This is a genomic window from Humibacter sp. (genome assembly GCF_051954055.1).
Lineage (GTDB): Bacteria > Actinomycetota > Actinomycetes > Actinomycetales > Microbacteriaceae > Humibacter.
This window is the reverse complement of record NZ_JBQCIE010000101.1, coordinates 1-20822: the sequence shown is the minus strand read 5'-3', so window position 1 is coordinate 20822 and position 20822 is coordinate 1. Positions and strand designations below refer to the sequence as shown.

Annotated in this window: 22 protein-coding genes; 9 read left to right on the top strand and 13 right to left on the bottom strand. The window is 68.8% G+C overall.

What is annotated here, in order from left to right; all coding sequences use genetic code 11:
* The first annotated feature begins 50 nt into the window (after window positions 1–50).
* Window positions 51–668, top strand: coding sequence for a maleylpyruvate isomerase family mycothiol-dependent enzyme (locus ACTHNC_RS12485; protein ID WP_440294929.1), 618 nt, complete (start codon window positions 51–53; stop codon window positions 666–668).
* Here the strand turns inward: ACTHNC_RS12485 and ACTHNC_RS12480 are convergent, their stop codons facing one another.
* Genes ACTHNC_RS12480 through ACTHNC_RS12460 form a run of 5 tightly spaced genes read right to left on the bottom strand, consistent with a single transcriptional unit; the run spans window position 669 to window position 4185 of the window.
* Entirely contained in the window at window positions 669–1601 is a 933-nt protein-coding gene (locus ACTHNC_RS12480; protein ID WP_440294996.1) for a bifunctional riboflavin kinase/FAD synthetase, read from the bottom strand.
* A 29-nt stretch (window positions 1602–1630) separates the two neighbouring features.
* Window positions 1631–2143 carry a hypothetical protein gene (locus tag ACTHNC_RS12475; RefSeq protein ID WP_440294928.1) on the bottom strand — a complete coding sequence of 171 codons (513 nt, stop codon included), beginning with the start codon at window positions 2141–2143 and terminating at the stop codon, window positions 1631–1633.
* Window positions 2144–2165: 22 nt separating this feature from the next.
* Window positions 2166–2537: a hypothetical protein gene (locus tag ACTHNC_RS12470; RefSeq protein WP_440294927.1), complete on the bottom strand. Its 372-nt coding sequence runs from the start codon at window positions 2535–2537 to the stop codon at window positions 2166–2168.
* The gene (gene truB / locus ACTHNC_RS12465; protein ID WP_440294926.1) at window positions 2534–3469 is read right to left on the bottom strand and encodes a tRNA pseudouridine(55) synthase TruB; all 936 of its coding nucleotides are present in this window, start codon (window positions 3467–3469) and stop codon (window positions 2534–2536) included. The genes ACTHNC_RS12470 and truB overlap by 4 nt, the downstream gene beginning before the upstream one ends.
* Window positions 3466–4185 carry a TetR/AcrR family transcriptional regulator gene (locus tag ACTHNC_RS12460; protein ID WP_440294925.1) on the bottom strand — a complete coding sequence of 240 codons (720 nt, stop codon included), beginning with the start codon at window positions 4183–4185 and terminating at the stop codon, window positions 3466–3468. The genes truB and ACTHNC_RS12460 overlap by 4 nt, the downstream gene beginning before the upstream one ends.
* A gap of 104 nt (window positions 4186–4289) precedes the next feature.
* On the opposite strand from ACTHNC_RS12460, the gene ACTHNC_RS12455 reads away from it, so the two are divergent.
* Both ACTHNC_RS12455 and ACTHNC_RS12450 read left to right on the top strand, forming a co-directional pair.
* Complete coding sequence (locus tag ACTHNC_RS12455) at window positions 4290–5762, top strand: DHA2 family efflux MFS transporter permease subunit (protein WP_440294924.1); 1473 nt, start codon at window positions 4290–4292, stop codon at window positions 5760–5762.
* Between the two features lie 17 nt (window positions 5763–5779).
* Entirely contained in the window at window positions 5780–6775 is a 996-nt protein-coding gene (locus ACTHNC_RS12450) for a ketopantoate reductase family protein (RefSeq protein WP_440294923.1), read from the top strand.
* Between the two features lies 1 nt (window position 6776).
* On the opposite strand, the gene ACTHNC_RS12445 is transcribed toward ACTHNC_RS12450, so the two are convergent.
* Entirely contained in the window at window positions 6777–7463 is a 687-nt protein-coding gene (locus ACTHNC_RS12445; RefSeq protein WP_440294922.1) for a uridine kinase, read from the bottom strand.
* Window positions 7464–7732: 269 nt separating this feature from the next.
* On the opposite strand from ACTHNC_RS12445, the gene arr reads away from it, so the two are divergent.
* The gene (gene arr / locus ACTHNC_RS12440) at window positions 7733–8155 is read left to right on the top strand and encodes an NAD(+)--rifampin ADP-ribosyltransferase (protein WP_440294921.1); all 423 of its coding nucleotides are present in this window, start codon (window positions 7733–7735) and stop codon (window positions 8153–8155) included.
* Between the two features lie 138 nt (window positions 8156–8293).
* The gene (locus ACTHNC_RS12435) at window positions 8294–9142 is read left to right on the top strand and encodes an A/G-specific adenine glycosylase (RefSeq protein WP_440294995.1); all 849 of its coding nucleotides are present in this window, start codon (window positions 8294–8296) and stop codon (window positions 9140–9142) included.
* Here ACTHNC_RS12435 and ACTHNC_RS12430 read toward each other — a convergent pair.
* Window positions 9124–10080, bottom strand: coding sequence for a DMT family transporter (locus tag ACTHNC_RS12430; protein ID WP_440294920.1), 957 nt, complete (start codon window positions 10078–10080; stop codon window positions 9124–9126). The genes ACTHNC_RS12435 and ACTHNC_RS12430 overlap by 19 nt on opposite strands.
* Entirely contained in the window at window positions 10077–10307 is a 231-nt protein-coding gene (locus tag ACTHNC_RS12425) for a hypothetical protein (protein WP_440294919.1), read from the bottom strand. The genes ACTHNC_RS12430 and ACTHNC_RS12425 overlap by 4 nt, the downstream gene beginning before the upstream one ends.
* 85 nt (window positions 10308–10392) lie before the next feature.
* Here ACTHNC_RS12425 and ACTHNC_RS12420 point away from each other — a divergent pair, with 85 nt between their 5' ends.
* Both ACTHNC_RS12420 and ACTHNC_RS12415 read left to right on the top strand, forming a co-directional pair.
* Window positions 10393–11427 carry a helix-turn-helix domain-containing protein gene (locus tag ACTHNC_RS12420; protein WP_440294918.1) on the top strand — a complete coding sequence of 345 codons (1035 nt, stop codon included), beginning with the start codon at window positions 10393–10395 and terminating at the stop codon, window positions 11425–11427.
* A 25-nt stretch (window positions 11428–11452) separates the two neighbouring features.
* Window positions 11453–12397 carry a J domain-containing protein gene (locus tag ACTHNC_RS12415; protein WP_440294917.1) on the top strand — a complete coding sequence of 315 codons (945 nt, stop codon included), beginning with the start codon at window positions 11453–11455 and terminating at the stop codon, window positions 12395–12397.
* A 5-nt stretch (window positions 12398–12402) separates the two neighbouring features.
* Here the strand turns inward: ACTHNC_RS12415 and rbfA are convergent, their stop codons facing one another.
* The 4 genes from rbfA to nusA all read right to left on the bottom strand — a co-directional run bounded on the left by rbfA (window position 12403) and on the right by nusA (window position 17231).
* Window positions 12403–12840 carry a 30S ribosome-binding factor RbfA gene (rbfA, locus tag ACTHNC_RS12410; RefSeq protein WP_440294916.1) on the bottom strand — a complete coding sequence of 146 codons (438 nt, stop codon included), beginning with the start codon at window positions 12838–12840 and terminating at the stop codon, window positions 12403–12405.
* 136 nt (window positions 12841–12976) lie between these two features.
* Window positions 12977–15685, bottom strand: coding sequence for a translation initiation factor IF-2 (gene infB, locus ACTHNC_RS12405; protein WP_440294915.1), 2709 nt, complete (start codon window positions 15683–15685; stop codon window positions 12977–12979).
* A gap of 84 nt (window positions 15686–15769) precedes the next feature.
* Window positions 15770–16015: a YlxR family protein gene (locus tag ACTHNC_RS12400; protein ID WP_440294914.1), complete on the bottom strand. Its 246-nt coding sequence runs from the start codon at window positions 16013–16015 to the stop codon at window positions 15770–15772.
* A 211-nt stretch (window positions 16016–16226) separates the two neighbouring features.
* Window positions 16227–17231 (bottom strand): transcription termination factor NusA, encoded by a 1005-nt coding sequence (gene nusA / locus ACTHNC_RS12395; protein WP_440294913.1) that lies wholly within the window; start codon window positions 17229–17231, stop codon window positions 16227–16229.
* A gap of 196 nt (window positions 17232–17427) precedes the next feature.
* Between nusA and ACTHNC_RS12390 the strand changes: the two genes are divergently transcribed.
* Window positions 17428–18327 (top strand): DUF1206 domain-containing protein, encoded by a 900-nt coding sequence (locus ACTHNC_RS12390; RefSeq protein ID WP_440294912.1) that lies wholly within the window; start codon window positions 17428–17430, stop codon window positions 18325–18327.
* A 50-nt stretch (window positions 18328–18377) separates the two neighbouring features.
* Here the strand turns inward: ACTHNC_RS12390 and ACTHNC_RS12385 are convergent, their stop codons facing one another.
* Window positions 18378–19106 (bottom strand): hypothetical protein, encoded by a 729-nt coding sequence (locus tag ACTHNC_RS12385; RefSeq protein ID WP_440294911.1) that lies wholly within the window; start codon window positions 19104–19106, stop codon window positions 18378–18380.
* A gap of 147 nt (window positions 19107–19253) precedes the next feature.
* Here ACTHNC_RS12385 and ACTHNC_RS12380 point away from each other — a divergent pair.
* Window positions 19254–20822, top strand: a 1569-nt coding sequence (locus tag ACTHNC_RS12380; RefSeq protein ID WP_440294910.1) for a histidine kinase, incomplete at its 3' end; no start/stop codon positions are given.

Sequence of the window (20822 nt, the reverse complement as noted above, 5' to 3'; positions counted from 1 at the left end):
CCGGTGGCCGGAGCCGCGTGCCAAGATGTTGCGCGGACGAAGGGCTGAGCATGCAACGGGACTTCGGAGAGCAGATCGCGGGCACGCTGGTGCAGCTGGCGGACATCCTCGAGGGGCTCGAACCCGACGAGTGGGGCTCGCAGAGCCTCTGCGACCGGTGGACGGTGCGCGATGTCGCCGGGCACATCGTGTGGCGGGTCGGTAGCTCCTACTCCGAGATGCTGCGCACGGTGCTGCCCATGCTGACACTGTCGGGAATGAGCCTCGACTCGCTCACCGAAGCGGTCAGCAGACAGGAGGCGGAGGCGACCAGCCCCGACGAACTCGTGCGCCGGCTGCGGCGCATCGCGGCGCTCCGGCTTGCGGGACTCGGACGCACCGGCATGAACGATCTCGTCGAGACCGTCGTGCACACGTACGACATCGTTCAGCCGCTCGGGATTCCGATCGAGGTGGAACCGGATGCCACCCGCCGGGTGGCGCTGCGCGGACTCATCCTCGCCTCTCCCGATCGGCGCGAGGTCGTGGCCAAACACACCCTCTATGCGGCCGATGCAGGCTGGGCGATCGGGCCGGGACGGGCAGGCAGGGGCCGCATCATCGAGGGCAGCGCGCAGGGCATCGTGCTGTACCTGTTCGGGCGGCGGCCGCTGAAGGCGTCTGGGTAGCTATTCGGCGAGGATCTCCGAGGCCTGTTCGACGTCGGCCTTCATCTGTGCGATGAGCGGGTCGATGCCGTCGAAGGCGACCATGCCGCGGATGCGCTGGGCGAACTCCACGTCGACCACGTGGTCGTACAGGTCGATGTCCTCACCGATGACGTACGCCTCGACCTGACGCTGCGGCACGCCCTCGAACGTCGGGTTGTTCCCCACTGAGATGGCAGCGGGATGCCGCACTCCACCGTCGATCAGCCATCCGGCGTACACGCCGTCCGCCGGGATCAGGCCCTCGCACTGCGGCGACAGGTTCGCGGTCGGGAATCCCAGCTGCCTTCCCCGCTGAGCGCCGTGCACCACGACGCCTCGCACGGTAGGCGGATGCCCGAGCAGCACGCCCGCGTACGCCACGTCCCCCTCGGCCAGCAGCGATCGCGCCCAGGTCGACGAGACCCTGTCGTGACCGTCGGGACGCACGTCGTCGATCAACTGCACCCCGAAGCCGTCGCGGGCGCCGAGCTCGCTCAGCAGAGCGACGTCGCCGGCTCCCTTGGCGCCGTAGCGGAAGTCGCTGCCGACCAGCAGCGTCTTGGCGTGCAGCTTCGACACGAGGTAGCGCTCGACGAACTCCTCCGCCGGAACGCGCGAGAGCGCCAGGTCGAACGTGAGCACGAGAACGGCGTCGATGCCGGTCTGCTCCAGCAGTTCGAGCTTCTGCTCGAGGCTCACCAGGTCGTCGGGGCAGCGCTCCGGCGCGACGACGGACATCGGGTTGCGGTCGAAGGTGACCACGACCGACGAGAGTCCCTCTCGGCCGGCAACGGACAGCAGCCTGCCGATCACGGCACGGTGCCCGAGGTGCACGCCGTCGAACTTGCCGACGGTGACCGCGCTCGGGCCGAAGTCGGCAGGGATGTCGTCGATCGAGCGGAAGACCCGCATGGCTTCGCCGTCGTCGCTCACGCGATGGCTCATGCTCGTCCGGTTGCGGTCGCGTCGCGAGCCGTGTCGCCGGTGACCGGAACCGGCTTGTGCCGCGCGAGCCAGAGCATCCCGAGCACGGGCAGCACGAGCGGTATGAACAGGTATCCGGCGCCGTAGACGGACCACACGGTGGAGTCCTGACCGAACGGATCGATGGCACCCATGCCGATGGCATCCGGAGCGAACGTGCTGAGCGTTCCGATCACCAGAACACCCGCGAGCTCGATCGAGATCGTGGTCCACGCGACGCGGTACCAAATGCGTCCCGGCGCGATGAGGGCGATCGTGGCGACGATGTAGACGAGGGCCGAGAACGCCGACAGGGTGAACGCGACGGGCGCAACGGAGAAGTGATCGGCGATCTGGAATGCGCTGCGCCCCGTGGCGGCGAGCGCCAGGATGCCGTACACCGCGACCAGCACTCGACCGGCTCCGGTCATGCTGCGGGTGGTGCGAACGGGCGCGGGGGCAGCGGGCTTCGCGGAGGGGTTCTCGGACATGTCACTCCATTATCGCGTCATGTCACGGGGTGCCGGGCACGAACCAGATCTGGCCCATGCGGTACGTCATGACGGCGATCGCGAGCCCGACGACGCCAAGCACGACGGTGCTCCACCTGCTGCGCTCGATGAGCGCCCAGAAGCCGCCGGCGATCGGAAGCAGCAGTGCGGAGATGAGGTAGATGTAGAACTCGCCGAGCGAACCGCGCGGTTCGTTGCCGACGATCGGCGCCACGATCGTGACCACGAGCTGCGCGATGAGCAACAGCTCGATCAGCGCGATCGAACCGAGGGTCAGGTCGTTCGGGGGTCGTCCGATGAAGCCGACGACGAGGCAGAGGATGCCCGCCAGCACGGCCACGATCACCTGCACGGCCGTGAACCACTCGATCAACGCGTCTCCTCTTCGGGTGTTCCGGTCTGCTCCGGCTCTGCGGGGAAGTTCACGATCGTGCGTGCGCGACCGCCCTTGAGGGATGCCAGTCCGACCAGCCGCCCGTCGGGTGCGACCGCGGCCATCGTCTCCGCGTCCGCAGCGCCCACGGCTATGCGCTTGCCGTGTCCGAGATCCGTCGCCTGGCCCTCGGTGAGCTGGAGCACCGGGAACAGCGCCGACGCGGCGGACGCGGGCCGCAGCAGCGCGGACGCGACGTCGAGGCCCTCGAGCGGGCGCGCATCCGTGGCGGCGAACGGGCCGACCCTGGTGCGCCGCAGCGCGGTCAGATGACCGCCGGTCAGCAGCGCAACGCCCAGATCGCGTGCGAGCGCACGCACATAGGTGCCCGAGGAGCAGACGACGCGCACATCGACGTCCAGCGCGATCGCCTCGCCGACGGATGTCTCCCGCGAGTCGAGCACGTCGAAGGTCGAGACCGTGACGTGGCGCGGCTTCAATTCCACCTGCTCCCCCGCGCGCACCCGTGCGTAGGAACGCTTGCCGTCCACCTTCACGGCGGAGACGCTGGAGGGCACCTGATCGAGCTCGCCGGTGAGGTGGGTGACGGCATCCGCCAGCCGCGCAGGCGTTATGGCACGCACCCGCTCGGCCGGTGCCCAGCCGAGCGTCTCCCCTTCCGCGTCATCGGTCGTCGTCGACACCCCGAGCCGGATCGTTGCGAGGTACTCCTTGTCCGAGCCGACGACATACGTCAGCAGCCGCGTCGACGGCCCGAGCCCCAGCACGAGCACGCCCGTCGCCATGGGATCGAGCGTGCCGGCGTGCCCGACCTTGCGGGTTCCGGCGATTCTGCGCACTCGTGCGACGACGTCATGACTGGTCCAGTCCGCTGGCTTGTCGACGAGCAGGATGCCGTTCGGCCCGCTCACGCGGTCGCCCGCGCGGGCGGCTGCGCGTCGTCTGCGCCTGCAGCTGTGCCCGTGACCGTGTTCACCACGATGTCCAGCTTGGTGCGGAACGTGTGCTCGAGCAACTCCGGGATGCACGGGTCGTCGGAGTCGTGCTGATCCACCATGTGCATCGCGATCAGCACGTTGAAGAGCATGCCGTGCGCGAGGAATCCGACGATCTCCTCCGGCTGCATTCCCACGTCGTTGCGCAGCAGCCGGTAGATCGCGAGAAACCCCTGCCTGGCCCTCTCACCGATGACCGGCTCGTGCCCGGAGATGAAGGACTGCATGAGTGAGAGCAGGATGCCGCGGTCCCTGATCAGGTCGGCGTAGGCCAGGCCGAGCCTCGTCACCGTCGCGTCGTGGTCCTCGCCGAGCTCGCGGGCATCCGCGATCGCACCCTCGAACGCGTCGATCAGCTTCGCCAGCGCCCTGTCGAGAACGGCGACGAAGAGGTTCTCCTTGCTGCCGAACATCCGCACCACGTACGGCTGGCTGATGCCGGCCGCCCTGGCCACCTGGTCGGTCGTCGCCCCGATGTAACCCCGTTCACCGAACACGCTGCTGGCCGCCGCGAGGATCTGCTCGCGGCGCACCGCCGACGACACGCGCTCCTGCTTCGGCTGTTCGACGGCCCCGTCGGGAGCGCCGGCACGCGCCTGCGCGAGGGTCTCGCGATCGGATTCGCTGCTCATGCTTGACATGTTATCAGTCGATTACTACAGTCCATCTTGTAATCATTCGATTACATCTGCGCCGGCCGACGCTTCACACATTCCTCCAGCGAGATGAGACCCTCATGACCGCACTCCTCACGACGCCGCGCAGACGCGTTCCGACCTGGCTCGCCATCGTGGCGGCATCCGTTCCCATGTTCATGGCGACGCTCGACAACCTCGTCGTGACCAACGCCCTCCCCCGCATCGGCATCGACCTGAAGGCCTCGATCGAGGAGCTGCAGTGGGTCGTGAACGCGTACAGCCTGGCCTTCGCCACGTTTATCCTGCTGTCCGTCGCACTCGGCGACCGTTTCGGCCGTCGCACGGTGTTCGCGATCGGGGTGAGCGTGTTCACGCTGGCGAGCGCCGCATCGGCGCTGGCCACGTCGCCCGCCGAACTCATCCTGTTCCGCGCGGTCCAGGGCGCCGGTGCCGCTGCCGTCATGCCGCTGTCGCTCACGCTGCTCGTCGGCTCGGTGAACGAACGGATGCGGCCTGCCGCGATCGGCATCTGGGGCGGCGTCTCCGGACTGGGGGTCGCCCTCGGCCCGCTCATCGGCGGCGCCATCGTGCAGGGCTGGAACTGGCAGGCGATCTTCTGGCTGAACGTTCCGGTCGGCGTGGTCGCGCTTCCGCTCCTGCTGCTCGCGCTGCCGAACTCATTCGGGGCGAAGCTGCGGGCCGACGTGCTCGGCGTGCTGCTCGTCGGCGTCGGTGTCTTCGCCGTGGTCTACGGCATCGTGCGGGGCAACGATGCCGGGTGGGACAGCGGCGAGGTGCTCACGGCGCTGATCGGCGGCGGCGTGCTACTGCTGGCCTTCATCGTCTGGGAGACCAGGGCGAGTGCTCCACTGCTTCCGCTGATCCTGTTCCGCAATCGCAGCTTCTCCGTGGCGAACCTGGTGGGCGTCACCTTCAGCTTCGGCATCTTCGGAAGCGTGTTCATCCTGATCCAGTTCCTGCAGGTCGTTCAGGGCCACACGGCACTCGAGGCCGGCCTCATGACCATGCCATGGACCCTCGCTCCGATGGTCGTCGCACCGCTGACCGGGGCCGTCATCGTGCCGCGGTTCGGCACCCGTCTACCGATCGTCGTCGGGCTCGTGCTGCAGTCCGTCGCGATGTTCTGGGTGGCTTCGATTCTGGCGACCGACACCGCGTTCGCCGCGATGGTTCCTCCGTTCCTCCTTGCCGGGATCGGCATGGGGCTCGTGTTCGCACCGAGCTCGACAGCGGTGCTGGCGGGGTTCGGAGAGAAGGATCACGCGAAGGCATCCGGCACCAACGCCACGCTGCGTGAGGTCGGCGTCGCGCTCGGCGTGGCCGTGCTCACCGCCGTGTTCATCGGTGCCGGCGGCACGCTCACGCCGACCGGTTACGTCTCCGCCGCGATCCCGGCCGTGATCGTCGGCGCATCGGTGTTGGCCGGAGCCGCCGTGATCGCACTGTTCCTGCCGATCGGTAGGGAGCCGCGGGCCAAGGATGTGGCGGAGGAGCTGACGTCGGAGGTCCTGGAGGCGGACGAGGTCACCGCGGGCGCCGCGATCGGCTGACCGCCTAAGCTTTCCGGGTGCGCATCGGCATCATCGGGGCAGGGGCCGTCGGCGGGACGATCGCCGCGCTTCTGGACCGAGCCGGCCACGAGGTCGCCGTCACCGCGCGTGGCGACGGCCTCGCAGCCATCCGCGAGCACGGCCTGCATCTCGACGGGGCTTGGGGCGAGCATGTCGCTCGCGTGCCGGCATCCGAACGACTCGAGGCCGGGCCAGAGCTTGCGTTCGTGTGTACGAAGGCGCAGGATGCGGCATCCGCCCTGCGCGAGAACGCTGAGCGGCTGCGCGGCATCACCGTGGTGGTCGTGCAGAACGGGCTGGAGGCACTGGATATCGCGGCGGGCATCCTCCCCGATTCGGAGCTGGTCGGCGGGCTCGCACTGTACGCCTCGCAGTACGTCGAGCCGGGACACGTCACCGTGACGGCTGACGGCAGCACGTACCTCGGCGACGGGCCGGGGGAACCGACGGATGCCGCCCGCCGCGCGGCCGCACTGCTCGGCTCCGTGATGCCGGCCGTCGCCACCCGCAACTTCGTCGGCGCGCAGTGGTCGAAGCTCGTGATCAACATGGTGAACGCGATGCCTGCGCTGACCGGACTGAGCGTGCAGGAGACGATCCGGGATGCCCGGCTCGGGCGGGTGGTCACGGCGTCGATGCGGGAGACGGTGCGGATCGGACTGGCCTCGGGCGTGACGTTCGCGAACGTGCAGGGTCTCAGCCATCCGATGCTGCGTGTGTTCTCGGTACTGCCGCAGTGGGCAGCACGATCGTTGCCTGGGCTGATGGCTCGGCGAATGGGGCCGGTGCCGAACCTCGGCTCGACGCTGCAGAGCAGGCGGCGGGGACGCACCACCGAGATCGACTACCTGAACGGTGCGGTCGTGCGGGCGGCAGCCGCGATCGGACGGCAGGCGCCGGTGAACGCGGCGATCGTCGAGGCGATGCACCGGCTGGAGCAGAACGGCACGTTCCTCGAGCGCGACGACGCGGGCCGGCTCCCGGTGCGCTGACTCAGAAGCAGGCGCACCCGGTGTCGGGGTACTCGCGGCGAGGATGCTCAGGGTCGCTGACATCCACCACAGCGGAGGCGAGGTACTGCGGCTCGACCTCAGTGCCGTACCGTCGCCAGCCGCCGACGTATCGAGCGTTCGCCGGGGCATCCGGATCGGGATCCCTGCCATCGGACGCGGCCAGCCGCGCGTACACCTCGGTGAGCGGAACGTCGAGAAGCACCGAGAAGTGCCATGCGCCACGGACCTCGGACCGCAGCAGGAACGGGCCGTCGATGATGAGAGCCATGTCGGCCGGTCCGGTCTGCCATTCCGAGAGGACCGGAGCGTTGCGACGCACATCGAACGCGCGGGTCTGGAATCCGGTCGATCCGCCGAGTCGGAACGGGTCGATCAGCACCCTCCGCAGCGTCTCGTAGTCGAACGAGCGTTGGTAGTAGTCGCCGGCATCCGCTCTGCCGTGCAGGTGGCGGATCTCCCTCGGCAGGTGGAAGTCGCGCATCGACGCGCGAGCCGTGGCTGTTCCCGCTTCGCGGTACACGGCAGCGAGGTCGTCCGCGAACTCCGCGGTGCCGGAGCCCTCGGCGCCGTCGACGGCGATGATGACGCGTCCGGCGGGATAGTTGTGCGCGATCTCCGCCTTCAACTCGCGCAGGAAGGCCGTGCGCGGTGTCGTCGCCAGCTGCATGCCGACAGCATAGAGGCGACTGAGGCGAGAGCGCTGCGAGCTTGCTCGCAGGGCCGAGCCGATGGAGCCTTTGAGCGGCGCAGCCGCGATAGGGCGTGGGCACAGGCCGGATGCGGCCGCTTCCCGGTTCATAACTCAGGCAGGATGGTCTTGCGACCTCACCACGACCGCGGAATCGTGCGGCTTCCGGCTCAAGGTACGGCAGGTCTTCCTGAGTTATGAACACGAGTCGCCGCTTGGGTCTTTGGTTCACGAGGGAAGGAGTTCAGATGTCGCAACCGGTCGATGATGGTCCGTTCTTCCACGGCACCGTGGCAGACCTCGAGGTGGGTGACCTCCTCACGGCCGGTCATCCTTCGAACTACCGACCCGAGATCGTGATGAATCACATCTACTTCACGGCGCTCGTCGATGGAGCCGGTCTGGCTGCGGAGGTCGCGGCGGAACTCGCGGGAGGCGGCGCGGTTCCCCATCTGTATGTGGTCGAGCCCACCGGATCGTTCGAAGACGACCCGAATGTGACCGACAAGAAGTTCCCCGGCAACCCCACGAAGTCGTACCGAAGTACCGAGCCGCTGCGGATCATCGGCGAGGTGACCGAGTGGACCAGGCTGACACCGGAACAGCTGCAGACCTGGCGGGAGCGGCTCTCGGCGCTTCTCTCGAACGAGAACGCCGAGATCATCAACTGAGCTAGGCAGCGAAGTGAACCGGCGGACTCGCCTCGCCACTTCCCACTGCCTGCGAACTCGTACGCTGGAGCGGTGGGTGCCGTGAACGACGTCGAGACGGATGCCGCACCCTCCCGCGCCGGCGACCTCGCGCGTGCGCTGAACGGCTGGTTCCGTCGCGAAGCCAGGGACCTGCCGTGGCGGCGTGCCGGCTTCGGTGCCTGGGGAATCCTCGTCAGCGAGGTGATGCTGCAGCAGACGCCCGTCGTGCGCGTCATCCCCCGCCTGGAGGAGTGGCTGGACCGCTGGCCGACGCCGGCCGACCTCGCTTCATCGCCTCCGGCCGAGGCGATCAGGGCATGGCAAGGGCTCGGGTACCCGCGGCGGGCGCTTCGGCTGCACGCCTGCGCGGTCGCGATCACCGAGCGGCACGACGGGGTCGTACCGAGCGACGTCGACGAACTGCTCGCCCTGCCCGGCATCGGCGACTACACGGCTCGAGCGGTCGCCGCGTTCGCGTACGGCAAGCGGCATCCGGTCGTCGACACGAACGTGCGAAGGGTGCTGGCCAGGTGCCTCGACGGACAGGGCGAGCCGGCGCCGCCGAACGTGCGCCGCGACCTGGCCGCCATGGAGTCCGTGCTGCCGACCGACGAGGCGGAGGCCCGTGTCTTCAACGCCGCGACCATGGAGCTCGGGGCCGTGGTCTGCACAGCGCGGTCCCCGCGATGCGACGCCTGCCCGGTGGCGGATGCCTGCGCCTGGCGCGTCGCCGGCCGTCCGCCGTACCTCGGTGCGCGGCGTGCCGTGCAGAAGAGGTACGAGGGAAGCGACCGGCAGGTGCGGGGCATCCTTCTGCGCGAGCTGCGTTCGGCGCACAGGCCCGTCACGGGCGACGAATTGGGCGCTCTGTGGCCGCACGCCGAGCAGCGCGACCGCGCGCTCGCCGGACTGGTCGCCGACGGGCTCGCCGCCGCGGTCGACGACGGCTACGCGCTGCCGGAATAGCCGGATGCCGCGGGACGCCGGGTCCGCGCCAGTCGCGCGGATGAAACGCCCTGGCTCACCAGGATGCCGGCCACGACGATGGCGCCGCCCACCGGCTCGTACCAGTGCACGCTCTCACCGAGCAGGAGCACACCGAGAACCACCCCGACGACGGGCGTGAGGTAAGTGACGGTCGAGGCTCGCGCCGCACCCCACTCGCGCATGATCCGCGTGTACCAGACGTACGCGACGCCGGTGCCGACGACACCGAGCACGACGATGCTGAGAACGACCGGACCGTTCAGCGTCACAGGTCCCCGGGCGACGAACGGCGCTGCGAGCAGCACCACGAGGCTCGCCATGGCGAGCTGCACCGACGAGATGGTCACCGAGTCGTACGGCAAACCGCTCACGAACCGCCGCAGGTAGAGGCCCGCGAACCCGTAGCTCGCCGTCGCCCCGAGGCACGCCAGTTGGGCCGGAATCGTCGACCGCAGGTCGCTCGATCCGATCAGTTGCCACGGCCCGGTCAGCACGACGACACCAAGGATGCCGATCACCAGTCCCGCGGTTCGCGCGGGCCCCAGACGCTCGGAACGCAGAATCAGCGGCGTGAGAAGCAGGGTCATGATCGGCGTTGCGGCGTTGTAGATGCTCGCGAGGCTGCTCGGCACGTACTGCTCGGCCCACGCGAACAGCGTGAACGGCACAGCGCAGAAGAAGATCCCGACGACGAGCATGTGTCCCCAGACCCGCAGCTCTCGCGGCCAGCGACGCCGGGTCACCGTCATGATGACGGCGAGCGCGACAGCACCGAGAAGGATGCGCCCGAGCACTACTTGCGCCGGCGAGAGTCCCTGCAGTCCCACCTTGATGAAGAGGAAGCTCGCGCCCCACACCAGGGAGAGCGCGAGGAACGCCCACAGCGTCATCCTGGACTTCAGCGCGGCCACGATCACGCCCATTCGTTGCGGTCACGCACTGCCTGCAGGTCGCGGTAGGCGCGCTCGTCGTCCCGCGTGACCGAGCCGCCGTGCTGCAGAATCGCCTTCGGGAACCACTTCCAGAGTGCGAACTCCTTGCGCCCAGCGGGCTTCTCCACGTATCCGTGGTCGATGCCCTGCAGCGCCACGTGACGGGGTACGGGAGCGGTGAACGAGTGGCCGGATGCGATGTGCTGAGTCATGTCACTGACATTACGATCGCCTAAATACTGCCACCAGATGGCGGAGAGACTACCTTCATAAAGATTCCGCCACTACACTGGCTGCATGTTGCGCAGCGTTGCAGTGCCGGTGATTGACGATCTCGCGGTGTTCGAATTCGGCCTTCTCGCCGAGGTGTTCGGACTCGACCGGAGCGTGTACTCCGACGTTCCACGGCTCGACTTCCGGGTGTGCGGGATCGAGCCGGGGCGCCCGGTCACGACGCAGGTGGGTGTGCCGATCACTCCCCCGCTCGGCCTCGAGGCGATGGAGGATGCCGACGTCATCGCGGTGCCTGCCGCCATCATCCGGCCCGACGACGAGTACCCGGCTGAGCTGCTGGACGCGCTGCGCCGCGCATCCGCTCGGGGTGCCATCATGCTCAGCGCCTGCTCCGGCGCGTTCGTGCTGGGTGCGGCCGGACTGCTCGACGGACGCCCGTGCACGACGCACTGGAGGTACGCGGACGAGCTGCAGCGCAGGCATCCGAGCGCCCGCGTGGACGCGGACGTGCTCTTCGTCGACGACGGGGACATCATCACGAGCGCCGGCACGGCCGCGGGCATCGATGCGAGCCTGCATCTTGTGCGGCGTGAGCTGGGCAGCGCGGTGGCGACCGTGATCGCCCGCAACATGGTGGTGCCGCCACAGCGCGACGGCGGCCAGCGGCAGTACATCAGCCGGCCGGTGCCGGAGGCGGAGTGCGACGCGCTCGTCGACGCGCTCGAATTCATGAACGCCAATCTCGCCCGGCAGCACTCGGTGGCGTCGCTGGCGAAGCTCGCACACATGTCGACGCGCACATTCGCACGTCGCTTCGTGGCCGAGACCGGCGTGACGCCGATGCAGTGGCTCACCGCACAGCGGGTGCTGCACGCCCGCCTGCTGCTGGAGACGACGGATGCCTCCATCGACGAGATCGCGGCATCCTGCGGTTTCGGCAGCGCGACCCTCTTCCGCCACCACTTCACCCGAGAGGTGGGCGTGGCGCCGAGCGCGTACCGTCGGTCGTTCGCGTGCGACGATGCAGCGCCGATGGAGACGAAGCTCGACTCGGAGCTCCTTCAGCGCGCTCCCGAGCGCGTCTCAGCACTTGCCTGATCGGAACCTCTAATCTGAGTGTTCGATGCCTGACAGCCCGCTCTCCGCTTCGCCCTACGAGGTGCTCGGCGTGCCCGTTTCGGCCAGTCAGGACGAGCTGCGCGTCGCCTATCGCAGGATGCTGCGGCAGGCGCATCCGGACACCGGCGGGTCGGATGCCCTCTTCGTCGCCGTGCAGCACGCGTGGGCAGTCATCGGCACACCAGAGGCGCGCGCCGCATATGACCGGGGCAATGGACCACGCGAGGCGCCGCGCACCTGGGCTCCCCAGCCGCCGAGGGCTCCGCGGCAGCAGTCGCGTCCGCAGACCAGGGCTTACGGGCATCCCGGCGGTTTCTCCCGCGAGCGCTATCTCGCCATGATGCGCGAATGGGTCGGACTGGGCGAGCCGATCGCAGACCCGTACGACCCGGCTCTAGTGCGCTCAGCGCCTCGCGAGATCCGCCATGCGCTCGCGGATGCCGTCGCCGAGGAGAACACGGCCCGCGCGCTCACGACACTCGGTATCGGCTATACGGTGTGGCACGACGTGGATGCGACCGGCCGCTCCGCCGTCGCCGACGGACGGGTCGAGAAGATCGACCATGTGGTGCTCGGACCGACCGGACTGTTCGCCGTGCAGTCGGAGGACTGGGCCACAAGGGCGCTCGTTCGACGCGGGGACCTCGTGCCGGAGGGCGAGGCATCCGGTTATGAGAGGCAGCCGCTGCACGAACTCGCCGCCCGTGCCCGCACTCTGGGCAGAGCGGCGGGCGTGAAGTTCACGATCGCCGTCGTGGTGCTGCCGGATGCCGACCTCGACCAGTCGGTGACCGTGGTCGGCCGCTCACGCGGGATCACGCTCGTCGCCGCACAGTCGTCGGTGCTCGCGCACCTACTGCGAACCGGCGTGGCCGATACGCCGCGGCCCGACGGCACCACGCTCTTCGAGCTTCGCACGCGGCTGCAGCAGAGCATCCGCTTCGTCTGACGCCGCTACTCGTCCTCGTCGAGTTCGCGCGGCTTCACGTAGGGATCTTCGTCGCCGGCGTACTGGGCGGATGCCGCCAGCCCGGCGACCTCCGCATCGCGCTCCTGCGCGGTGCGGAGCAGGTCCTCGATGTGGGCCGCGTTCTCCGGGATCGCGTCGGGGATGAACTCCAGCGACGGTGTGAGCCTCACCTGGATGTTCCTGCCCACCTCGGTGCGCAGCATCCCGGTCGCCGCCTTCAGTGCAGCCGCGGAATCGGCGCGCTCCTGGTCGGTGCCGTACACGGTGTAGAAGATGCTGGCGTGCTGAAGGTCGCCGGTGACGCGCACATCCGTGATCGTCACGAACCCGAGTCTCGGGTCGCGCAGACCCTTGTCGAGCCTCCTGGCGACGATCTCCTTGATGCGGTCAGCGAGCTTTCTGGCCCGTGCTTCGTCAGCCATCTCTCTACCTCTTTCTCTCCCCCGGCCGTGTTGCTGCCGAAGGGGTTGCCGCTCGACTTTCCCCTTCGGGGAATCGGGGTAGGGGTCCCCGCTCTCTTCCCCGAAGGGGAAAGTCGAGCGGGAACCCCGTTACCGACTAGGACCGCGGCTTCTCTCGCATCTCGATCGTCTCGATCTCGTCGCCGACCTGGATGTCGTTGTACCTGCCGAGGCCGATACCGGCTTCGAAGTCGGTGCGAACCTCGGTGACGTCATCCTTGAAGCGACGCAGCGACTCGATGGCGAGGTTGTCCCCCACCACGACGCCGTCGCGGATGACGCGGGCCTTGGCGTTGCGGGTGATGGTTCCGCTTCGCACGTAGACACCGGCGATGTTGCCGAACTTGGAGGAGCGGAACACCTCGCGGATCTCGGCGACACCGGACTGCACCTCTTCGAACTCGGGCTTGAGCATGCCCTTGAGCGAGTTCTCGATGTCGTCGATGGCGTTGTAGATGACCGAGTAGAACCGCACGTCGATGCCCTCGCGCGCAGCACGCTCGCGGGCCTTGACGTCGGGGCGCACGTTGAACCCGATGACGATCGCGTTGTCGATCGTTGCCAGGTCGATGTCGCTCTCGGTGATCGCGCCGACGCCGCGGTGCAGGATGCGCAGCTGAACGCTCTCGTCCACCTCGATCTTCATCAGGGACTCCTCCAGCGCCTCGACGGCACCGGAGACGTCGCCCTTGATGATGAGGTTGAGGGACTCGACCTTGCCCTCCTCGAGGGCTCGCGTGAAGTCCTCCAGGCTGATGCGCTTGCGCGCCTTCGCCAGCTGAGCGTTGCGCTCGGCCGCCTCGCGCTTCTCGGCGATCTGGCGGGCCGTGCGGTCCTCCTCGGTGACGATGAACGTGTCACCTGCGCGCGGAACGCTCGAGAGACCCTGCACCTGCACGGGACGCGACGGGAAGGCCTCTTCGACCGCGTCGCCGTTCTCGTCCTGCATGGCACGCACGCGTCCGTAGGCCGTGCCGGCGACGATCGAGTCGCCGACGCGGAGCGTTCCGGACTGGATGAGCACGGTCGCCACGGCGCCACGGCCCTTGTCCAGCTTGGCCTCGATGGCCACGCCACGAGCATCCTTGTCGGGGTTCGCGCGCAGGTCGAGACCCGCATCGGCGGTGAGCAGCACGGCGTCGAGCAGGTCGGTGATGCCGATGTTCTCGCGAGCGGAGACATCCACGAACATGGTGTCGCCGCCGTACTCCTCGGCGACCAGGCCGAACTCGGTCAGCTGCTGGCGCACCTTGGCGGGGTTGGCATCCGGCTTGTCGATCTTGTTCACCGCGACCACGATCGGCACGTCGGCCGCCTGCATGTGGTTCAGTGCCTCGATCGTCTGCGGCATGATGCCGTCGTCAGCGGCGACCACGAGGATCGCGATGTCGGACACCTGCGCACCACGGGCACGCATGGCGGTGAACGCCTCGTGACCCGGGGTGTCGATGAAGGTGATCGCACGCTCGGAGTTCTCGTGCTCCGTCCACACCTGATAAGCACCGATGTGCTGCGTGATGCCGCCCGCCTCGCCGGCGATGACGTTGCTCTGACGGATCGCATCGAGCAGACGCGTCTTACCGTGGTCGACGTGGCCGACGACGGTGACCACAGGCGGCCGTGCCACCAGGTCCTCTTCGGACTCCTCTTCGAGCTCGGCATCCAGGTCGATGTCGAAGCCCTCGAGGAGCTCCTTGTCCTCGTCTTCGGGCGAGACGACCTGGATCTTGTAGCCCAGCTCGGCGCCGAGCACCTCGAACGTCGCCTCGTCGAGCGACTCCGTGGCGGTGGCCATCTCACCGAGGTGGAACAGCACCGTCACGAGGTTGCCCGGGCTGGCGTCGATCTTGTCGGCGAAGTCGCTGATGGATGCGCCACGGCGCAGACGGATGACGGTGTTGCCGTCGCCGCGGGGAACGCTCACGCCGCCGAGCGACGGAGCCTCCCGCATCTCGAATTCCTGCCGCTTCGTGCGCTTCGACTTGCGGGCCTTGCTCTTGCCGCCGCCACGACCGAATGCACCAGCGGTGCCGCCGCCCGGGCCGCGACCGCGACCGCCACCGCCGGCGGGACGTGGACCGCCGAAACCGCCGCCCGGACGGTTGAAGCCGCCAGCGCCTGCACCGGCGGCGCCTGGGCGCTGGAATCCGCCCGGACGACCACCGCCGCCACCTGGGCGACCGCCGCCTGGACGACCGGCACCTGCCGGACGCGGGCCGCCGGGACGCGGCGAACCGGGACGCGGAGCCTGCGGCCGCGGGATGTTCCCAGGCGTGGGCCGCTGGCCCATGCCCTGGGAGCTGGCGAACGGGTTGTTGCCGGGACGCGGGGTGCCGGCCGGGCGCTGGCCCATGCCCTGCGAGCTCGCGAACGGGTTGTTGCCGGGCCGCGGGCCGCTCGGACGCGGCGCACCCGGGCGGGCAGCGGATCCGTCGCCCGGCTTGGACGCCGGCTTGGTGTCGGCGGGCTTCGCCTCCGGCGCCTTGGCCTCTGCGGGCTTCGGCTCGGCCTTCGGAGTCGGTGCCGGCCTCGGAGCGCCCGGCTTGGGCGCGGCGCCGGCCGGAACGGTCGCCGGGGTACCCGCCTGCTTGGATGCGGGGGTCGCGACCGGCTTCGACGGCGCGGGCGTCGACGGCTTAGCGCCGTCCGCCTCCAGCGCCGCCCTCAGCTTGCGGGCGACCGGGGGTTCGATGCTCGACGACGGTCCCTTGACGAATTCGCCGAGCTCCTTGAGCTTCGCGAGCGCGACTTTGCTGTCGACACCGAGCTCGCTCGCGATCTCATGTACGCGTGGTTTTGCAGCCACAATTCTCCTGTTCGGGACTTGCCCGAGCAGGGGCAAGCCTTAGTGGTGGACGGGTCTCATTTCGAGCCGCTCATCAGTTGTCCATTAGCCGTTCAGCCTGTTCTCTAGTGGCCGGGTGTCCAGAGGTCCTTCGACCCGGAGCGCACGCCCGAAGGCGCGTCGCCGGATCGCTTTGTCGAGACACTCGGAAGTCGGATGCAGCCACGCGCCCCTGCCGGGCATCCGGGCGGACTCGTCCGCCACAAGCTGCGAATTCCGGGCGACAACCCTCAGAAGAGAGGATCGAGAAGCGCGAGAACGGCATCCGACGCACGTTCTCACGGATTCCATTCTACCCCCTTGGTCGGCGCGGCTCGGACCGAGCCGTGCACCGTTCAACATGACATCCGGCCGGAACCATGCCAGATCGGCCTGTTCTGGGCAGGAGAGCGCGATCTGTCATGTTGGCGGCGTTGCGGGTGACGCTGCCGCGCCGGCTTCGCGGTCTGCCGGATCGGCGATGCCACCGGCATCGCCTGGCTGCCGCCTTTCGCGAAGATCGCTATCCAGCCGTGTCCGGCTGGATATCGATCTTCGCGCCCGTCAGCTTTGCGGCCAGGCGGGCGTTCTGGCCCTCCTTGCCGATCGCGAGCGACAGCTGGTAGTCCGGCACGAGTGCGCGAACGGCCTTCAGCGACTCGTCCACGACGAACGCCTTGGTCACCTTCGCGGGCGATAGCGCGCTGGCCACGAATGTGGCCAGGTCGGGCGAGTAGTCGACGATGTCGATCTTCTCGTTGTTCAGCTCAGCAGTGACGGCGCGCACCCGCTGCCCCAGCTCGCCGATGCACGCACCCTTCGCGTTCACGCCGGGCTGGTTGGCCCGAACCGCGATCTTCGTGCGGTGACCTGCCTCGCGGGCGAGCGACACGATCTCCACGACGCCGTGCGCGATCTCGGGCACCTCGAGCGCGAACAGCTTGCGCACGAGCGCCGGATGCGTGCGCGACACGGTGATCGACGGTCCCTTCGGCCCCTTCGACACGCTCGTCACGTACACGCGGATGCGTGACCCGTGTGAGTACTCCTCGCCCGGCACCTGCTCTTCAGGAGGCAGGATCGCCTCGACCGCACCCAGGTCGACGTGGATCATCCGCGGATTCGGCCCCTGCTGGATGACCCCGGCGACGACGTCGCCCTCGCGGCCTTTGAACTCGCCGAGCACCGCGTCATCCTGGATGTCACGCAACCGCTGGTTGATCACCTGTTTCGCTGCGAACGCCGCGATGCGACCGAAATCGCTCGGGCTGTCCTCGGACTCCCCGATCACGTTGCCCTCATCGTCGAACTCGGGCACGTAGACCGTGACGTGGCCGGTCTTTCGGTCGAGGTGGACGCGGGCCGCCGGCGACTCCTCGCTGTGTCCCTGGCTGTGCCGGTGGGACGCCTGATCGGTGTGCTTCAGGTACGCCGTCAAGATCGCCTGCTCGATGATCTCCACGAGCTCGTCGAACGGGATCTCCCGTTCGCGCTCCATCAGGCGCAAGACGCTGAGGTCGATGTCCACCTTCGGCCCCCTTTATTCAGTTCGTCGTCCGTTTTCACTTGAACGCCCGCAGTCCGTAGGACCTGCGGGCATCACACCGTCACCCTCGCAAGGGCTGACCATTCAGACTACCGGATCGATGCCCCTCGCGTCACGGTCGATGCCTCCTCGCGAGCGCGGTTGTTCGACGCCCGTGTGAGCCCGCTACTGTGACCGCATGGTCCACGGCGAATCGCACGCTTTCGATTCGTCCGATGGTGACAACGCAGGTGAGCAGGGCGGTCGCTCAGATGCGGCCGACGCGGCCGAAGCAGCCGAAGAGGGCGTCAAGACGGCTGCGGCCACCGCCGAGGACTCCACGGTCCTCCGTCTTCTCACGCGTGCGGGCTTCGCAGTGCTCGGCGTGGTGCACATCCTGGTCGGAGCGAGCGCCATCTCGCTCGCCGTCGGGTCCGGCGGTGTGGCGGACCAGTCCGGTGCGATGTCGCAGATCGCTCACACGTCGGGCGGGGCGGTGCTGCTCTGGATGATGGTCGCCGGCCTCGGATCACTCACTCTGTGGCAGGTGGCCCAGACCGTGCTCGTCTGGAGGGACGGAGCCGCGAAACGATGGGGCAAACGGGGCTCGGAGGCTGCCAAAGGGGTCGCGTACGCCGTAATCGGTGTTTCTGCGCTGATCTTCGCGCTCGGTGGCCGGGCGAACTCGCACCACACGGTCGAGACGCTGAGCGCCGGGCTGCTTCAGACTCCCGCCGGCGGCCTGGTGGTCGTGCTCGCCGGCGCCACGATATTCGGCATCGGCATCGGCTTCGCGGTCATCGGCGCGAGGCGCACCTTTCGCAAGCAGCTGAGGATGCCCGCAACGGGCTGGGCGGTCGCGGTGACGTCGGTCGGTCTGGTCGGCTACGTGGCGAAGGGCGTCGCACTCGGCATCGTGGGCGTCTTCTTCGCAGTGGCGGCGGTCACCGGGGATGCCCGGGACGCCGGCGGACTGGACGCCGCGCTGAAGCTGCTGCGCGGGCTCACTTTCGGCGAGGTTCTGCTCTGGGTGGTGGGGCTCGGCCTCATCGTCTACGGCCTCTACTGCGGCATCCGAGCCCTCCTCGCCAAGCTGTGACGTAGCCCGCGCCGGATGACCCCGGCGCGGGCAACCGCTGACGCTTCGACTCAGCCCCGCACCGACCACTCGGCGTTCGACGTGCGCACCGCCGCTGCGGCGAGGATGACCAGGCCGATCACCTCCAGAGCGCCGCCCGCCACGGCGAACCACTCTCCGCCGCCGAGGATGTTGATGACGTGCCCGACGGTCCACCCCAGCACGAGAAGGCCCGCCCACCATGGCACTCCGACGCGCCGGCCGCCGAGCACGATGGCGAGGCCCAGCAGCAGGGTGCCGACCAGGTTGCCGACGACGAACAGGAGGAACACGGGCATCGCCGCGGGGCTCCCCTGTGCGGCGTCCAGCACCGCTCCTGCACCTGCCCTCGGCAGGTTGGACTGGGCCAGCGCTAGGGAGTCGAAGTTCGTGACGTTGAGGCCGAAGTACGCGATGTACCCGGCGACCATGAGCACGGCCGCCCACAGCCCGAGCCTCGGCTTCGACGGCCGCAGCACGCGCAGTGCCGCGAGGATTCCCGGGACTGCCAGCAGGCATCCGACCAGCGCGAACACCGTGGCGAACACCATCGCCGACGTGTGCGAGGCGTAGAACTCGAGCGATTGCTCACCCGTTCCGCCGTCTCCGGCGTTGCCGGTGGATGCCAGTGCGTACGTCGCATTGCAGACCAACTGGCAGGCGAAGGCGACGGGCAGCGCCACGGCGCCTGCCACCCGCCGGAAGCCGATGGTCGGGTCGACGCCGACGTTCGTCGCAGGACGCGAGGTCACCGCGGTCATGACTACCTCCTTGTGTCTCGGATGCCGGTGCATCCGCTCGCTCCCACTCTCGCCGGGCGCCGCACGCTTCGGATCGGTGCAGGCACCGGGACCGGCTACGTGCTGGCACGGATGCCTCTGGCCACCGGCCGGTCCTATGGTTCTGTCATGGGGCAGGCACCGGGGTTGCCCGCTGCGCAGCGGACGCGCGTGCCGTGGACGACGGTCGCGGTGGCACTCCTGGGTGCGGCCGCACTCGTCTCAGCGGTGCTGCTCATCGCTTACGCCGGGCCCTGGCTTGAGTCGCCCGGCCAGGTGGCGGTGGTGATCGTCGTGGCAGCGCTGCAGCTGGCGCTCGCAGGCATCGTCGCGAAGGGAGCGCCGAGCGATGTGACGGCTCCCCTGCTGGCTTCGCTTGCACTCGTCTTGGTGCTCACGAACTGCGTGCGCACCGATGCGTTCGGCCTGTTCGAGGGCGCCTGGATGCTGCTCTACCTGCCGCTCGCTCTGGTTCTGCTGGTCGTGCCTGCCGGGCGGCCGGCATCCGCTGCCTGGCGAGCGGTCGCCTCCGTGCTCTCCGGCGTCGTCGGAGCGTTCGTCGTCGGAAACGCCGTTCGGTCGACGGTCGCCCCGGAGTCGGACGAGCTGACCGTCGTGGGCTTCGTGCTCCTCGCACTGTTCTTCGTGCTCCTCGTCGCGTGCACGGTCGCACCGTTCGCCCGCTATCGACGTGCTGGGGAACTGGAGCGGATCCGACTGCGCTGGGTGCTCGTCGCCGGCCTCTCGCTTCCGCTCACCCTGCTGCTGTGCTGGGCGAGCTATCTCGCGTTCGGTACGCCCGATCTCGTCGGAGCCGGTCTGCTGGTCATGTTCATCGCGATCCCGACCGGGGCGACGATCGCGCTCACCCGACCGCAGCTTTTCGACGTCGACAGAGCGGCCGTCTCCACCGTCACGGCGCTGGCGCTGATCGCGGCCGCACTTCTCGGGCTGAGCATCGCGAGCGCTGCGGCAGGCACCGGCATGGACGAGTGGCCGGCCGTGGTCGCCGCGACGGTATCGGCGTCGGCGGCGCTCGCTGGCGTGATCGCCTTCCCGTTCGCGCGGCGAGGATTCGACCGCCTGTTGTACCCGGAGCGAGCACGCAGTGTCGCCTTGCTGCGGCGGCTGTCCTCGCGCGTCGACGCAGGGCTGGAACAACCCGAGGATGTTCAGCGCGCGCTACGCGAGAGCCTGCGCGACCCAGGACTCGTCGTCGCCTACCGACGGTTCGCCGATCGCGCCCTCGTCGGACTCGATGGGAAGCGTGTGACCGCCGATGCCACGGCCACGACCGTGCGTTCCCGTGGTGAGGAGATCGGGGCGATCGTGCCGTCCGCCGCGCGGGCCAAGCGGCCCGCCGCGGCGATCGCCCGTGCGACGGCCCCGCTGCTCGATGCGGTGCGGCTGCGGTCGGAGCTGACGGTCGCGGCCGCCGAGGTGGAGGCATCCAGGGAGCGGATGCTCCGCGCGGGGTACGAGGAACGCCGCCGGCTGGAGCGCGACCTGCACGACGGCGCGCAGCAACGTCTTGTCGCACTCGGAATGCAGCTGCGGGTGCTGCAGCGCGGCGCCGGTGCTGACGACCCGATCGCGGCATCCCTCGACGAGGCCGTCGCGCAGCACGGCACCCCCCTATCCGAACAGCGAAAAAAGGCGCACAGCGTTAGAACCATCGCGCTCGACTACCGGCTCGCG

What these genes read in the sequence shown, in the direction of transcription:
- ACTHNC_RS12485 (WP_440294929.1), top strand. Translation starts at nt 51, where the DNA reads ATGCAACGGGACTTCGGAGAGCAGATCGCGGGCACGCTGGTGCAGCTG.
- ACTHNC_RS12480 (WP_440294996.1), bottom strand. Translation starts at nt 1,601, where the DNA reads ATGCGGGTCTTCCGCTCGATCGACGACATCCCTGCCGACTTCGGCCCG.
- ACTHNC_RS12475 (WP_440294928.1), bottom strand. Translation starts at nt 2,143, where the DNA reads ATGTCCGAGAACCCCTCCGCGAAGCCCGCTGCCCCCGCGCCCGTTCGC.
- ACTHNC_RS12460 (WP_440294925.1), bottom strand. Translation starts at nt 4,185, where the DNA reads ATGAGCAGCGAATCCGATCGCGAGACCCTCGCGCAGGCGCGTGCCGGC.
- ACTHNC_RS12455 (WP_440294924.1), top strand. Translation starts at nt 4,290, where the DNA reads ATGACCGCACTCCTCACGACGCCGCGCAGACGCGTTCCGACCTGGCTC.
- ACTHNC_RS12445 (WP_440294922.1), bottom strand. Translation starts at nt 7,463, where the DNA reads ATGCAGCTGGCGACGACACCGCGCACGGCCTTCCTGCGCGAGTTGAAG.
- arr (WP_440294921.1), top strand. Translation starts at nt 7,733, where the DNA reads ATGTCGCAACCGGTCGATGATGGTCCGTTCTTCCACGGCACCGTGGCA.
- ACTHNC_RS12425 (WP_440294919.1), bottom strand. Translation starts at nt 10,307, where the DNA reads ATGACTCAGCACATCGCATCCGGCCACTCGTTCACCGCTCCCGTACCC.
- ACTHNC_RS12420 (WP_440294918.1), top strand. Translation starts at nt 10,393, where the DNA reads ATGTTGCGCAGCGTTGCAGTGCCGGTGATTGACGATCTCGCGGTGTTC.
- ACTHNC_RS12415 (WP_440294917.1), top strand. Translation starts at nt 11,453, where the DNA reads ATGCCTGACAGCCCGCTCTCCGCTTCGCCCTACGAGGTGCTCGGCGTG.
- rbfA (WP_440294916.1), bottom strand. Translation starts at nt 12,840, where the DNA reads ATGGCTGACGAAGCACGGGCCAGAAAGCTCGCTGACCGCATCAAGGAG.
- ACTHNC_RS12400 (WP_440294914.1), bottom strand. Translation starts at nt 16,015, where the DNA reads ATGGAATCCGTGAGAACGTGCGTCGGATGCCGTTCTCGCGCTTCTCGA.
- ACTHNC_RS12390 (WP_440294912.1), top strand. Translation starts at nt 17,428, where the DNA reads ATGGTCCACGGCGAATCGCACGCTTTCGATTCGTCCGATGGTGACAAC.
- ACTHNC_RS12385 (WP_440294911.1), bottom strand. Translation starts at nt 19,106, where the DNA reads ATGACCGCGGTGACCTCGCGTCCTGCGACGAACGTCGGCGTCGACCCG.